Here is a 13,844-nt window from a genome sequence, read left to right on the forward strand (position 1 = left end):
GCGCTAGAACCTCTCCGGGAAGACGAGGGCGACGACGAGGTAACCCAGCAGGGCGACGGCGACCAGCAGGCCGATGACGTTTTCGGCGTTCACAGCTTGGCCACCCCCTTGGCGACGAGGACCACCAGCGCGAAGACCGCGATCGTGGTGACGACGAAGGCCAGATCGGCCATCGTGAGCTCCAGGAGGGTTCGAGGACGGGCGTTTTCCGGACACCTCTGAGTGGAACGCCTTTTCGGCCGCTCACAGGCTTCCTTGACGGGCCCCATACGCCCGTCGGCGCGGCCTTGACGGGTCCCTAACGCGGGGGCCGTTCCACCGGCACACGAAAGATCGACTTCCATCTTGTGGAAACTCACTTCCGCCATGCGGTATCCGCGTTATGCTCCGGCCGTCCGCACCGGAAAGAAGCCCTGCAAAGAAGCCCTTCCAGGAGGCCTGCCATGTCCGAGACCCTCGCCGAGTCCGGCACCGAGACCCGAGTCGCCCTGATCACCGGTTCCTCCTCCGGCATCGGCGCCGGCATCGCCCGCAGGCTGGCCGCGGCCGGCATCCGCGTGGTCCTGAACTCGGCGCGCAGCGAGGACGCGGGCAAGGCGCTCGCCGCCGAACTGCCCGACGCGGTCTACGTACGGGGCGACGTCGCGGACGCCGACGACGCGCGGCGGATCGTCGGGACGGCGATCGACACGTACGGACGGCTCGACATCCTGGTCAACAACGCGGGCACCACCCGGTTCGTCCCCCTGGACGACCTGGAAGCGGCCGACGCCGCGGCCTGGCGGGAGATCTTCGAGGTCAACGTCGTCGGCACCTGGCAGATGATCACCGCTGCCGCCCCCCACCTGCGGGAATCCGGTGCGAACGGCTCCCCGGCCTCGATCGTCAACATCTCCTCGGTCTCCGCGACCCGCGCGCTCGGCAGCTCGATCCCCTACGCCGTCAGCAAGGCCGCGGTCAACCACATGACCCGGCTGCTGGCCTCCCAGCTCGGACCCGCCGTCCGGGTGAACGCGATCGCACCCGGCCTGATCGACACCCCCTGGTACGAGGGCGAGGACCAGGTCTGGGAGAGCTCGCGGGAGTGGATCACGCAGAACACCCCGCTGCGCCGCGTGGGCACCCCCGAGGACGTGGCCGAGGCCGCCCTCTACCTGGTCGACGCCGCCTACACGACCGGCGACGTGCTCACCGTCGACGGCGGCCGGCATGTCGTCTGACGCGCCCCGCCCGCTCCCGGCCATCCCCACCGGATTCCACATCGTGGACAACTACCCTCGGAATATGAACGCAGAAGCCGACGCACGCGATGCCGCCGCACTGGCCGCCTCCACCAAGGCCACGGTGAAGGACGACGACCGCAGTCACGTCTTCCACTCCTGGTCGGCCCAAGAGCTCATCGACCCGCTCGCCGTGGCCGGCGCCGAGGGTTCCTACTTCTGGGACTACGACGGCAACCGCTTCCTCGACTTCTCCAGCGCGCTCGTCTACACGAACATCGGCTACCAGCACCCCAAGGTGGCCGCGGCCATCGCCGAGCAGGCCGGCAAGCTCTGCACCGTCGCGCCCGGCTTCGCCGTCGACGTGCGCTCCGAGGCCGCCCGGCTGATCGCCGAGCGCACCCCGGGCGACCTCGACAAGATCTTCTTCACCAACGCGGGCGCCGAGGCCGTGGAGAACGCCGTCCGCATGGCCCGGGTGCACACCGGCCGTCCCAAGGTGCTGTCCGCGTACCGCTCGTACCACGGGGCCACCTCCACCGCGATCAACCTCACCGGGGACGCGCGCCGCTTCGGCAACGACACCGCCACCGCGGGCGTCGTGCACTTCTGGGGCCCCTTCGCCTACCGCTCGCCCTTCTACGCGGCCACCCCCGCCGAGGAGTGCGAGCGCGCGCTGCGCCACCTGGAAGACACCATCGTCTTCGAGGGCCCGCAGTCCATCGCCGCGATCATCCTGGAGACCGTCGGCGGCGCCCCCGGCGTGCTCGTGCACCCCGACGGCTACCTGGCCGGGGTCCGCGCGCTCTGCGACCGCTTCGGCATCGTCTTCATCCTCGACGAGATCATGGTCGGCTTCGGCCGCACGGGTAAGTGGTTCGCTTCCGAGCACTGGGACGTCACCCCCGACCTCATCTGCTTCGCCAAGGGCGTGACCAGCGGATACATCCCCCTCGGCGGGGTCGCCATCTCGGCCGCCATCGCCGAGACCTTCGCCCGCCGGCCCTACCCGGGCGGGCTGACGTACTCCGGGCACGTGCTGGCCTGCGCCGCCGCCGTCGCGACGATCAACGTCATGGAGGAGGAGGGCATCGTCGAGCAGTCCGCCCGCACCGGCGCGGAGCTGCTCGGGCCGGGCCTCGCCGCCCTCGCGGAGCGCCACCCGTCCGTCGGGGAGGTGCGCGGGCTCGGCACGTTCTGGGCCCTGGAGCTCGTACGGAACAAGGAGACGCGCGAGCCGCTGGTCCCGTACAACGCCGCCGGGGCCGACAACGCGCCGATGGCCGAGTTCGGGGCGGCCCTGAAGAAGGCCGGCCTGTGGCCGCTGCTCGCCGGGAACCGCATCCACGTCGCGCCGCCCTGCAACGTGTCGGCCGAGGACGTGGCCAAGGGGCTGCGGATCATCGACGAGGCCCTGACGGTGGCCGATGCGCACACCGTCTGACCTGCGCCGCTCATAAGGTCGCCCAAACCGTGGGTGCCTGTTCTCGGAGGATCCGCTCTCTTACGAACGGCATGTGAACGTGCTGGAATCAACAGGCACCTACGGACCGGGATGCACGTCAGTCCCGGGGCGGTCCACGCGAGGAATCGGCGTGACCGAACGGCGGGGGGCGGGCTGCGCGTCCGCCGGACGCCGGGCGTACGGGATCCAGACAACCGGACTCCGTGTTCCCGAGTACCCGAAGGAAGACAGCGCATGAGCAAGCACATCCTCGGCCAGAACCAGTACGGCAAGGCCGAGAACCGCATCGTCAAGGTCACCCGCAAGGGCAGCGACGGCTCCTGGCACGAGATCCGCGACCTCAACGTCTCCGTCGCGCTGCGCGGCGAGTTCAGCGACGTCCACCTCACCGGCGACAACGCCAACTGCCTGCCGACCGACACCACCAAGAACACGGTGTACGCGTTCGCCAAGGAGTACGGGATCGAGTCCCCGGAGGCCTTCGGCATCCTGCTCGCCAAGCACTTCGTCTCCTCCCAGCAGCCGATCCGCGGCGCGCAGATCCGCATCGAGGAATACGTCTGGGAGCGGATCCCGGTCCCGACGCGCAAGGAGCAGCACTCCTTCGTCCTCAAGGGCCAGGAGGTGCGCACCGCGCAGATCACGTACGGCGAGGACGCCGGTCTGCAGGTGATCTCGGGTCTGAAGGACCTGACCGTGATGAACTCGACCAACTCCGAGTTCCACGGCTTCATCAAGGACAAGTACACGACGCTGAAGGAAGCGTACGACCGCATCCTGGCGACCAAGGTCACCGCGCGCTGGGCGCACTCGGCGCTCGCCGCCGACGACGCCGAGTACGACTGGGACCAGTCGTACAAGAAGGTCCGCAAGAACATGCTGGAAGCCTTCGCGGAGACCTACTCGTACTCCCTGCAGCAGACCCTGAACCAGATGGCCGAGCGCGTGCTCGACAACTGCCCCAAGGTCAACGAGGTGCGCCTCAACCTCCCCAACAAGCACCACTTCCTCGTCGACCTGGAGCCCTTCGGCCTCAAGAACGACAACGAGGTCTACTTCGCGGCCGACCGCATGTACGGCCTCATCGAGGGCACCGTGCACCGCGACGGCGTGCAGCCGGTGATCGCGACGAGCGACTGGATCGTGGCGTAACGCCCGCTCCGCCCCTTCGGTAGTTCGGCCCGGACCGCGTCGCGGGGTCCGGGCCGTTCCGCGTGCTCAGTGCGGTGGCTCGGGCTGCCCCACGAGCAGGTTCCAGCGCCCGGAGCGCCCCGTCAGCGTCGTCGCCGACCCCGGCCGTACGTCGAGCCGCCAGAAGGCCGCCGCCGGCAGCTCCAGGGCCCACACCACGGCCGCCCGTACGACGCCCTGCCCGGCCACCACCGCCCGGTGCGTCCCCGGCTCCAGTGCGCCCAGGTGCGCGCCGACCCGCGCGATGAGCGCCTCCACCGACTCTCCGCCGCCCGGGGGCGCGTACGCGGTGTCGGTCATCCACCGCCGCAGCCCCTCGGGGTCCTCCCCGGCCACGTCGTCCATGGCCCGACCGGCCCAGGCGCCGTGATCCTGCCCGCGCAGCCCTTCGTGCCCGGGGCACGGATCCGCGGACGGGAAGCGGTGGAGGCGCCCCGCCTCGTCCAGAGGCGGAATCACGAGGCGGACTCGTACGGTGGTGGGGTGCACCGTCCGATGGTGCCGGGGTTTCGCACCGCGTTCAACCATCGGCCACCTGCCGGGCGCGGACATGACCATCAGCCCGGCGAGCGTCTTCCCCCTCAGGGCAAAACCCTTGTAAAGGAAGAACATTGACCATACGTTCGGCCGCCCGCGCCTCCGCACTGCTGCTCTGCACGGCACTTGCGGCATCCGTCGCGCTCCCGGCACACGCCTCCTCGATCAGCAGCATCCGGCCCCAGTCCGAGACCGCGCCGCTGTACGACGACGAGGCCGGCGGCGACGCCAACGCGGATGACCCGTCGATCTGGCGCAACGCCGCCGATCCGGGCCGCAGCCTGGTGATCGCGACCGCCAAGCAGGGGGGCTTGCGGGTCTACGACCTGGAGGCCCGGCAGGTGCAGTCGCTGCCCGCCCCGGCCGGACCGGGCGCCGACGACGCACCCGGCCGCTTCAACAACGTCGACCTGGTCGGCGGCCTGCGCCTGGGCGGCGGGCGCGCCGACGTCGCGGTGGTCAGCGACCGGGGCAACGACCGCCTGCGGATCTACCGGATCGACCGGAACCGGCCCGGCGGCCCGCTCACCGACGTCACCGACCCGGCGGCGCGCCCGGTCTTCTCCGCAGACCAGGCCGAGATCAACGAGCAGAAGACCGCGTACGGCCTGGCCACCTGGACGGACCGCAGGACCGGGCGGTCCTACGCGGTGGTCAGCCAGCGCAACCGCACCCGGATCGCCCTGCTGGAACTGGTAGCCACCCCCGCGGGCACGGTCGACTACCGCCAGGTCCGCACGCTCGACCTGCCGTCCTCCTTCCGCCTGCCGAACGGCGCCGCCTGGACGCCCTGCGCCGAGCCGGGCGAGCTGCCGCAGATCGAGGGCATGGTCGTCGATCCCGCGGACGGCACCCTGTACGCGGGGCAGGAGGACGTCGGGATCTGGCGCATCGACGCGGGCCTCACCGGCACGCCGAAGCTGATCGACAAGGTGCGCGAGTACGGAGTGCCCGGCACCTACGACGAGGAGACCGAGGAGTGCACGCCCGGCGCCGATCCCGGCTACGGCGGCAAGCGCCTGAAGGCCGACGTGGAGGGCCTGACCCTGGTCACCGAAGCCGACGGCGACGGCTACCTGCTCGCCTCCAGCCAGGGTGACGACACCTTCGTCGCCTACGACCGCGAGCGCGCGGACCACAACGAGTTCGAGGGCGCCTTCCGCATCACCGCGGCCTCCGCCGCCCTCGACGGCTCCGAGGTCTGCGACGGTGCCGCCGCCCTCAACGCCCCTCTCGGCACGCGTTACCCACGCGGCCTGCTCGTCGTCCAGGACGGCCGGGAGACCCCCGGAGACGGCGACCGCGAGGCGACCGGCTTCAAGTTCGTCGACCTGGGCCAGGTGGTCGACGCCATCGACTGAAGATGAGACGGAGCCCTCCTGCCGGGACGCTGTAAGGCCGCAATAAAGAGCGGTACCGTAGCGGACGACAAGACGACGGTATGACGGAAGTCCGGTTGAGAATCCGGCACGGTCGCGCCACTGTGAATCCTCCCGGAGGGGGAGGAAAGTCAGACCCGCCACCGTCGTCGAAAGCACCACTGACCGGGACGCGTGTTCCCTCTGGAGGCTCCTGCCATGGCCAACTCCGCCGTGCCCACGACTGCCGCACCCCTGGCCGTCGCACCCATCTCCCTCACCGCTCTGGCCCCTTGGGCGCTGTTCGTCGGCGTCCTGATGCTGGTCCTGCTCTACCTCGTCGGCGCCGAGCAGGGCGCCACCGCGATCTTCGAAGGCGACACCATCCACGAGTGGATGCACGACGGCCGCCACCTCCTCGGCTTCCCCTGCCACTGATCCACCGATCCGCAAGGGACCGAAAACTTCATGAACCCCATTTCCCCCCGCGTGCTCCTCATCAGGGGCATGCTCGCCGGCCTGCTCGCCGGAGTCGCCGCGTTCCTCGTCGCGTACCTCCTGGGTGAGTCCCAGGTCGACGCGGCGATCGCCATCGAGGAAGCCGGAGCCCACGATCACGGCGACGCCGAGGCGGCCCCGGTCAGCCGGGCCCTCCAGGCCACGGCCGGGCTGGGCACCGGAACCCTGCTCTACGGGATCGCGCTCGGCGGCATCGCCGCGCTCGTCTACTGCTACGCCCTGGGCCGGATCGGCCGCTTCGGCCCCCGGGCCACGGCGCTGCTGGTATCCGGCGGTCTGTTCGTCACCGTCACCCTGGTGCCGTTCTTCAAGTACCCCGCCAACCCGCCGGCCGTCGGAGACCCCGAGACCACGGTGCAGCGGACCACGCTCTACGTCCTGATGCTCGCGCTCGGCCTGCTGCTCGCGGCGGCCGCGCTGATCCTGGGTCGGCGCCTCGCGCCGAGCCTGGGCAACTGGAACGCCTCGGTCGCCGCCTCGCTCGCCTTCGTGGTGGCCGTCGGCATCGCCTACGCGTTCCTGCCCGGCGTCAACGAGGTGCCGGCGGGCTTCCCGGCGGCGCTCGTCTGGCAGTTCCGGCTCGCCTCGCTCGCCATCCAGGCCGCGATGTGGGGCACTTTCGGCCTGGCTTTCGGATTTCTTGCCGAACGGGCTCTTGTCCCCGCCGGAACTCCCAAGGAGGCTGTACAGCCTGCGAGTTGACGTCTTGCGTGCAAGTGACTGAAAGGCTGGTGACGGCGCGGTGACGACGGCGACCCGAGAGCTCGGGGACCACCGAAGACCCAAAGACCGCCGGGAGGGGCCGCGCCGCCCGCACCTGCTCCACCTGCCGAACCGGCAGCAGTGGCGAGAGGTGCGGGAATGGCGGGGCTGGACGGGCGCCGCCCCGTTCTGGCTCAACGGGGTGATCCTGCTGCTGACCCCCTTCACCGCCGTCACCCTGCTCGCGCAGATCGGCATCATCGCGGGCCTGACCGCCATCGGCGGCCTGGCCCGCCACCTCTGGTCGGGTGACTACGGCCATGCAGCCATCCACTCCGCCGCCGTGCTGATGGGCGCGGCGGCGGTGACGGTCGTCGTGGTCTGACGAGGGGCTCGCCGGGGGGCTAGCCCCCCGAACGACCCTCCCGGCCACCGGATGGGGTGGCCGAGGATGCTCAACCATCCTCGTTCCATGACCACTTACCGCAGCAAGACCGCAATCGTCGCCCTCTGCGCCACGGCCGTGGCGGCCACGCTGACCGGTACCGCCGGCGCCGCGGCCGCCGGCCCGGCGACCGCCGCCCGGGGCGCCGCGCCCGCCCTGGCCTGGACGGCGTGCACCCACACGGGCCACCTCGACGGCCAGCAGTGCGCGAAGCTGTCCGTCCCCCTCGACTACGCCGACCCGGCCGGCCCGCACGTCGACCTCGCCGTGTCCCGGCTGCCCAGCACCCGTCCCGCCGCCCGGCGCGGGACGCTGGCCGTGGTGCCCGGCGGCCCGGGGAGCTCGGGCGTGCAGCGGCTCTCGCAGAAGGGGGCCGCGCTGGCGGGGCAGTTGGCCGGTGCGTACGACCTCGTGGCGCTCGACCCGCGCGGAGTCGGCGGCAGCGTCACCGCCGAGTGCGGCCTGGACGCGGCCGACCGGCGGCTGACGACCCTGCGCTCCTGGCCCGGCGCCGACGGGGGCATCGCGGAGAACGTCGACCGCTCCCGCCGGGTGGCCGAGGCCTGCGCCGCGAACGGCGGCGCGGAGCTGCGCAGTTTCACCACCATCAACCAGGCGCGCGACATGGACCGCTTCCGGGAAGCGCTCGGCGAGCGGAAGCTCTCGGTCTGGGCCGTCTCCTACGGGACCTACGTGACGGCGGTGTACGCGCAGAAGTTCCCGCAGCGCACCGACCGCCTGGTGCTGGACAGCAGCGGGGACCCCGATCCGCAGCGGGTCGAGCGCGGCTGGCTCGCGAACATGGCACAGGGCGCCGACGACCGCTTCCCCGACTTCGCGGCCTGGGCGGCGGACCCCGCGCGGGCGCCGGAGGGGCTGCGGCTCGCCGAACACCCGGACGACGTAAGCCCGTTGTTCCTGGCCCTCGCTGCGGAGTTGGACCGGTCCCCGAAGCCCTCGAACGTGCCCGGTCTGCCGCTGACGGGCACGATGCTGCGCCAGGCCATGCAGCTCGCCCTGTACGGCGATGCCCAGTTCCCCGCCTTCGCCCGCCTCGTCCGCGCGGCCCAGCTCCCCGCGGCGGTCCCGGAGCTGCCCCAGGAGCTCGCCGCGGTGCTGCCCGACTCGGACGCGGCGCTGATGGTGGGGGTCATCTGCAACGACGTGGCCTGGCCGGAGAACGTCTCCTCGTACGAGCAGGCAGTGGCCGCGGACCGGGCCGCGCACCCCCTGACGGCCGGGATGCCCGCGAACATCACCCCGTGCGCCTTCTGGAAGGACGCCCCCGCCGAACGCCCCACCCGGATCACCGACCGGGGTCCCTCGAACATCCTGATGGTCCAGAACCTCCGCGACCCGGCGACCCCGTACGCGGGCTCCCTGAAGATGCGCGAAGCCCTCGGCTCGCGCGCCCGGCTGCTCACCGTCGACCACGGGGGCCACGGGGTCTACCTCGGCAACGGCAACGCCTGCTCCGACCGCACGGTCACCGCGTACCTCACGACGGGGGAGCGTCCCGCGCGGGACTCCGTGTGCCCGTCCTGAAGATCCGGTCCAGGTGGTGGCGCAGCACCGCGACGGCCGACTCGGGGCCCCGCTGGCCGACCAGGATGCTGGTGCCCATGGTCGCCGCCATGGCGAGCAGGCTGATCGCCTCCGTGCGCGCGTCGACGTCCGGGTCGGCCAGGCCGGATTCCTGGGCCTGGGCGATCAGCCCGGCCACCGCGTTCTCGGCGGCTTCGGGGTTGTCGATGAAGGGCTGGGCGGCGAGGGCCTCGTCGGTCACGGACAGGATCGAGTAGGAGCTGTAGAGGAGGTGGAAGGTGCGGCTCTCCTCGTCGGTCGGCAGGGAGGCCAGCAGCAGTGCCTCGATCGTCGCGCGCGGGCCGGGGGCGGGGCCGGCGGCGGCGAGGCGTGCGCCGACCCGTGCGGTGAAGCGGTCGGTCAGGTGCTGGAGGCCGTAGAAGAGCAGCTTCTCCTTGGTCTGGAAGTAGTACTGGACCAGGCGCAGGGAGACCCCTGCCTCGGCCGCCACGTCGCGCATGCCGACCGCGTGCAGCCCGCGGCGTCCGGCGACGCGGATGAGTGCCTCGGCGATCTGGGTGCGCCGTTCCTCGTGGTCCACGCGTTTCGGCATGTTGGTGTCTCCGCCCGTCGGTGCCCGTGGGTGATGAGCCCCCGGCTCGTTTTCATGGTACCGCCGTATCAACATTATGGTACGGTCGTATCACGAAGAACGGATCCCCGGTCCTCCAGGAGGTGCCCCGTGCCCGACAACAAGCCCCGCCGAGACATCGGCCGCTACGTGAGCGACGAGCTGCGCGACCGCTACTTCGCCGCCTGCGACGCGCTCTACGCGAAGGGAGCGCCCGCCCGCTCCGAGACGGACGTGGAGACCAGCTTCGGGACCACGCACGTCTACCGGTACGGCCCCACGGACCCGGCGGCGGCGTCCCGTACGCCCGTCGTCCTGATCCACGGCTCGGGCGGCTGCTCGGCCCAGTGGTACCCCAACACCGTCGCCCTCAGCGCCGACCGGCCCGTCTACGCCCTCGACACCCCCGGCGACCCGGGCCGCAGCGTCCAGCGCGAGGTGATGTGGCAGCCCGAGCGCGCGGCCCAGTGGATGGACGAGGCCCTCGACGCGCTGGGCCTGGACCGCGTCCACCTGGTCGGGTCCTCCTACGGCGGCTGGCTGGTCATCAACCAGGTGCACCTGCGCCCCGGCCGGCTCGCCTCGGTCACCGCGCTGGACCCGGGCGGCCTGGAGAAGGTGGGGCTGCGCTTCTTCGTGTGGATCTTCGCCAGCCTCTTCGCGACCTTCGCCCCCAAGGCGCTGCGCCCGACCCTGGCCAAGTGGCTGGAGCAGCCGGTGCTGATCGACCCCGAACTGCGCGCGATGATCCAGACGAGCGTCCGCGCCTTCCGGATCAAGCGGCCCGCCCCGCTGCCGCTGTCGGACGCGGAACTGGGCACGATCCGGACGCCGTTCTACCTGATCATGGGCAAGCGGAGCCTTCTCGTGCACCCCAAGCGCCAGCTGGAGCGGGTGCCGCGGCTGATCCCGGGAGCCCGCGCCGAGATCGTCTCCGCGACCGGGCACGGCCCGCAGATCGACCACCCCGAGCTGGTCAACGCCCGGATGCTCAGCTTCTTCGAGGAGGTCGACTCCCTCGACCCGGCCGCGCGCAGGGCCGCGTAGCGCGGGCGGGGGCAACGCTCAGGCCGCCCGGGCCGTCCGGAAGCGGAGCCGGTACTCCGTCGGCGTGGTGTCGAGCGTGCGGCGGAACGCCCGTACGAGGGTGTCGGCCGTGCCGAACCCGCAGGCGGAGGCGATCCGGTCGAGCGTGGCATCGGTGGTTTCGAGCTGGCCCCGCGCCAGCTCCACGCGGGCCGACTCGACGTAGGCGGCCGGGGTCGTGCCCAGCTCGGACTTGAAGATCCGGGCCAACTGCCGCTCGCTGACGTGCGCGTACGCGGCGATGTCGGCGAGGCTGAGCCGGTCGCCGAGGTGCCGCCCGATGAAGTGCCGCAGGTCCTCGCCGCGCCGCGTCGCCGAGACGGGCTCCAGGGGGACGCTGAACTGGCTCTGCCCGCTCGGCCGCTTCAGGTACATCACGAGCTGCCGGGCCACGCGCAGGGCGACGCCCTCGCCGAAGTCCTCGGCCACCAGGGCGAGCGAGAGGTCCAGGCAGGCGCTGATCCCGGCGCCGGTCCACACCTCGCCCTCCCGGATGAAGATCGGGTCGGCGTCCACCTCGACCTCCGGGTGGTCGGTGGCGAGCTGCTGCGCGGTGGACCAGTGGGTGGTGGCCCGCTTGCCGTCGAGCAGCCCGGCCGCGGCCAGCAGATGGGCCCCCACGCAGACGGACGCGACCCGGCGCGAGCGCGCGGCGAGCGTCCGCACCCGGTCGACGACCTCCGGGTCGGTGAGGGCGCGGACCCGGCGCTCGGCGTCCAGCTCGACCGCGCCGGGCACCAGGAGCGTGTCGATGCTCCGCGCGGCGGCCTCGCGGAAGGTCAGGTCCGGCAGGATCCGCACCCCGGCCGAGGTGGTGACGGGGTCGAGCGTCCGCGCCGCCAGGACGACGCGGTAGCCGGCCGCGTCCTGCGTCTCCCGTGGCACCAGGGAGAACACCTCCGGAGGTCCGGTGACGTCCAGCAGGTCGACGCCCTCGAAGAGCACGATCACGATCAGTCGGGCGACGGGCCCCAGGGGCGCGCGCTCCGCGGAATCGAGGTCCAGCCGGTGTCCATAGCTCTCCATGACGTCTCCGTGGGTGCATCTCGGCAGGCGCTCCCGAGCAGGTGTGTGCAGCGCTCACATGGATCGTAAGCGATGATTGCGATCCATGTGAGCGCTGCTACCATCGACGTCATGTCTACGGCCCGAGAGCGCATGCTGGAAGCCACCGAGGAGCTGCTCGCCACCAAGGACGCGGCGGCGATCTCCACCCGGGCCATCTGCGACCGGGCCAAGGTCGGCATGCCCGAGATCTACCGCCAGTTCGGCGACAAGGAGGGGCTGCTCACCGCGGTGGCCGACATCGGCTTCGAGCGCTTCCTCGCCAACAAGCGGCGCAATCCGCAGACCGACGACCCGGTGGCGGACCTGCGCACGGCCTGGGACAGCCACGTCGCGTTCGCCCTCGGCAACCCGCACCTCTACCGGCTGATGTTCACGCCGGCCGGGACGGCCAGGCCGCAGGCGATCGGGGAGGCGCAGGCCCTGCTCCTGACGGCCGTGGGGCGGTGCCGCGACGCCGGCCGGCTGCGGACGACCCCGGCGCTGGCCGGACAGTCGATCCTCTCGGCGAACGTGGGCGTCTGCCTGATGGCCCTGTCCTTCCCCGAGCTGTACGGGGGCCCGGACATCTCGGTGTCGGTCCGTGACGCGGTGATCGGAAAGGTCACCGGCGACGAGCGGGAGGACACCAGGATCGGCGCCGCGACCGTCCTCGCCCAGGCCCTGGTGGACACCCTCACCGGAGCGGCGCCGGCATAAGGCCTTGTGGCCCTGCCGACGGTCGGCGATGATCTGGGTTTTCCATCGGTCGGGGGCGTTGTCGGTGAGTGGTTGGGTTTTTCTGGTCGCGGTGGTCGCGCTGGTGGTGTTCTGCGTCTCGCTCGGGATCTACCTCCACGCGAGCCCGCTGCTGAAGCGGGGCATCCGGCACTCTGCCGTCTGCGTCAACGTGGGCCAGATCGCGCAGGGTTCGATGCTCCTGCTCGAGTACACCCCGGTGGGCTCACCCGCACGCCAGTACACCGTGGGCCCGTACGTCTTCCCGCCGGTGCAGATCGGGGGCCGGATGGACGTCATCTACGACCCCAAGCGCCCGCAGACGGTGACCCTGCCGGACCGGCTGCCCCGCGGCACCCGTGGCGCGGCCATCACCAGCGCCGTGTCCGGCGCCGTGCTCGCGGCCTGCGTGCTGCGGATCGTGCTCGCCGTACAGGGCTGAGCGGCGCTAGGTCGTCTCTTTCGGATCTTGCGGGCCCGGCAAGATCCGAAAGAGACGGCCTACGCCCGCCCCGCGCGGGTGAAGCCGTCGACCAGCTCGACGAACTCGTCCTCCTTCTCGAAGAAGGCGACGTGCCCGGCCTCGATCTCGGCGTACGAGCTGTGCGCGATCGCGGCGTGCAGCGCGCGGCTGTTCTCCACCGGGACGGTGATGTCCAGGGTGGCGCCGATGACGAGGGTCTCCGCCTCGATGAGCGGCAGCAGTCCGCGGATGTCGATGCGGGAGTCGAGGTCGACGTGGCGCAGGGTGCCGGGGGTGGGGGGCAGGTTCGGGATCAGGAGCTCGACCTGTTCGCGGCCGATCGCGTTGAGGAACCCCCGGCTGAAGCCGGTCATGGTCACGGCGCGCCCGAAGGCGGCCGGGTCGGAGGCGCCGAGCTGCTGCCACAGCGTGAAGACGTTGCGCAGGTACTCGTCCCCCTCGGTGTGGGCCCAGCCGGAGACCAGGATCAGCCGCCGCACGAGGTCGGGGCGCAGCGCGGCGACGGCGGCGGACACCGGCGCGCCCATGGAGAAGCCGAGCAGGTCCACCGGCCCGGTGCCCGCGTCCTCGATGACGGCGATGACCTGCGCGGCCAGCCCCTCCACGGTCAGCGGACCGCCGTCGTCCGTGGTGCGGTCGGTGCCGGAGAGGTCGGGGGTGATCACCGTGTGGCCGGCGGTGAAACGGGGCCGGGTCTGCCCCCAGTTGACGGCGGAGCCGCTCGAGCCGGTGCCGTGCACGAGGACGAGCGCGGGGCCGGTGCCGGTGCGCTCGTAGTAGACATCGGCGTCGGCGACGCGCACGGTGGCGCTCACGATGGCGTCGGCGTCGGCGGGGGCGATGAGGGTCGTGGACATGGCTGCTGTTCCTCCTGGTCGGTGTGGCCGCCGGGGGCGTTTC

General features: G+C 71.6%; 17 protein-coding genes. 11 read left to right on the plus strand and 6 right to left on the minus strand.

What is annotated here, in order from left to right; translation table 11 throughout:
- Positions 1-3: 3 nt before the first annotated feature.
- Complete coding sequence (gene kdpF / locus ACFRU2_RS36115; protein WP_243330869.1) at positions 4-93, minus strand: K(+)-transporting ATPase subunit F; 90 nt, start codon at positions 91-93, stop codon at positions 4-6.
- On the minus strand, positions 90-368 hold the full coding sequence (locus ACFRU2_RS36120) for a hypothetical protein (RefSeq protein WP_382980293.1): 279 nt from the start codon (positions 366-368) through the stop codon (positions 90-92). Before ACFRU2_RS36120 ends, kdpF begins: the two co-directional genes overlap by 4 nt.
- Positions 369-443: 75 nt before the next feature.
- On the opposite strand from ACFRU2_RS36120, the gene ACFRU2_RS36125 reads away from it, so the two are divergent.
- From ACFRU2_RS36125 to pucL, 3 genes are all read left to right on the plus strand, one after another.
- Positions 444-1,220 (plus strand): SDR family NAD(P)-dependent oxidoreductase, encoded by a 777-nt coding sequence (locus tag ACFRU2_RS36125; RefSeq protein ID WP_382980295.1) that lies wholly within the window; start codon positions 444-446, stop codon positions 1,218-1,220.
- Between the two features lie 64 nt (positions 1,221-1,284).
- Positions 1,285-2,664, plus strand: a complete 1,380-nt coding sequence (locus ACFRU2_RS36130; protein ID WP_382980297.1) for an aspartate aminotransferase family protein — start codon at positions 1,285-1,287, stop codon at positions 2,662-2,664.
- Positions 2,665-2,919: 255 nt separating this feature from the next.
- Entirely contained in the window at positions 2,920-3,837 is a 918-nt protein-coding gene (gene pucL / locus ACFRU2_RS36135) for a factor-independent urate hydroxylase (RefSeq protein ID WP_382980299.1), read from the plus strand.
- A gap of 66 nt (positions 3,838-3,903) precedes the next feature.
- Here the strand turns inward: pucL and ACFRU2_RS36140 are convergent, their stop codons facing one another.
- Positions 3,904-4,365 (minus strand): histidine phosphatase family protein, encoded by a 462-nt coding sequence (locus tag ACFRU2_RS36140; protein ID WP_382980301.1) that lies wholly within the window; start codon positions 4,363-4,365, stop codon positions 3,904-3,906.
- Positions 4,366-4,487: 122 nt separating this feature from the next.
- On the opposite strand from ACFRU2_RS36140, the gene ACFRU2_RS36145 reads away from it, so the two are divergent.
- The 5 genes from ACFRU2_RS36145 to ACFRU2_RS36165 all read left to right on the plus strand — a co-directional run bounded on the left by ACFRU2_RS36145 (position 4,488) and on the right by ACFRU2_RS36165 (position 8,982).
- Positions 4,488-5,774, plus strand: a complete 1,287-nt coding sequence (locus ACFRU2_RS36145) for a phytase (RefSeq protein WP_382980303.1) — start codon at positions 4,488-4,490, stop codon at positions 5,772-5,774.
- 216 nt (positions 5,775-5,990) lie between these two features.
- The gene (locus tag ACFRU2_RS36150) at positions 5,991-6,209 is read left to right on the plus strand and encodes a CbtB-domain containing protein (protein WP_382980305.1); all 219 of its coding nucleotides are present in this window, start codon (positions 5,991-5,993) and stop codon (positions 6,207-6,209) included.
- 30 nt (positions 6,210-6,239) lie between these two features.
- The gene (locus tag ACFRU2_RS36155) at positions 6,240-6,992 is read left to right on the plus strand and encodes a CbtA family protein (RefSeq protein ID WP_375951200.1); all 753 of its coding nucleotides are present in this window, start codon (positions 6,240-6,242) and stop codon (positions 6,990-6,992) included.
- Positions 6,993-7,032: 40 nt separating this feature from the next.
- Positions 7,033-7,377, plus strand: a complete 345-nt coding sequence (locus tag ACFRU2_RS36160) for a hypothetical protein (protein WP_382980307.1) — start codon at positions 7,033-7,035, stop codon at positions 7,375-7,377.
- 87 nt (positions 7,378-7,464) lie between these two features.
- Positions 7,465-8,982: an alpha/beta hydrolase gene (locus ACFRU2_RS36165; RefSeq protein ID WP_382980309.1), complete on the plus strand. Its 1,518-nt coding sequence runs from the start codon at positions 7,465-7,467 to the stop codon at positions 8,980-8,982.
- On the opposite strand, the gene ACFRU2_RS36170 is transcribed toward ACFRU2_RS36165, so the two are convergent.
- Positions 8,936-9,574 (minus strand): TetR/AcrR family transcriptional regulator, encoded by a 639-nt coding sequence (locus ACFRU2_RS36170; protein WP_382980311.1) that lies wholly within the window; start codon positions 9,572-9,574, stop codon positions 8,936-8,938. The genes ACFRU2_RS36165 and ACFRU2_RS36170 overlap by 47 nt on opposite strands.
- Before the next feature lie 129 nt (positions 9,575-9,703).
- On the opposite strand from ACFRU2_RS36170, the gene ACFRU2_RS36175 reads away from it, so the two are divergent.
- Positions 9,704-10,639: an alpha/beta fold hydrolase gene (locus tag ACFRU2_RS36175; RefSeq protein WP_382980313.1), complete on the plus strand. Its 936-nt coding sequence runs from the start codon at positions 9,704-9,706 to the stop codon at positions 10,637-10,639.
- A gap of 18 nt (positions 10,640-10,657) precedes the next feature.
- On the opposite strand, the gene ACFRU2_RS36180 is transcribed toward ACFRU2_RS36175, so the two are convergent.
- A complete protein-coding gene (locus ACFRU2_RS36180) occupies positions 10,658-11,653 on the minus strand; it encodes a GlxA family transcriptional regulator (RefSeq protein WP_382980365.1) in 996 nt (331 codons plus the stop codon).
- Between the two features lie 162 nt (positions 11,654-11,815).
- On the opposite strand from ACFRU2_RS36180, the gene ACFRU2_RS36185 reads away from it, so the two are divergent.
- Both ACFRU2_RS36185 and ACFRU2_RS36190 read left to right on the plus strand, forming a co-directional pair.
- Positions 11,816-12,442, plus strand: a complete 627-nt coding sequence (locus ACFRU2_RS36185; protein WP_382980315.1) for a TetR/AcrR family transcriptional regulator — start codon at positions 11,816-11,818, stop codon at positions 12,440-12,442.
- Positions 12,443-12,506: 64 nt separating this feature from the next.
- Positions 12,507-12,902: a hypothetical protein gene (locus ACFRU2_RS36190; protein ID WP_382980317.1), complete on the plus strand. Its 396-nt coding sequence runs from the start codon at positions 12,507-12,509 to the stop codon at positions 12,900-12,902.
- A 59-nt stretch (positions 12,903-12,961) separates the two neighbouring features.
- On the opposite strand, the gene ACFRU2_RS36195 is transcribed toward ACFRU2_RS36190, so the two are convergent.
- The gene (locus tag ACFRU2_RS36195) at positions 12,962-13,801 is read right to left on the minus strand and encodes an alpha/beta fold hydrolase (RefSeq protein WP_382980319.1); all 840 of its coding nucleotides are present in this window, start codon (positions 13,799-13,801) and stop codon (positions 12,962-12,964) included.
- Positions 13,802-13,844 lie beyond the last annotated feature (43 nt).

The organism is Streptomyces sp. NPDC056883, assembly GCF_042788835.1.
Taxonomy (GTDB): Bacteria; Actinomycetota; Actinomycetes; order Streptomycetales; family Streptomycetaceae; genus Streptomyces; species Streptomyces stoeckheimensis.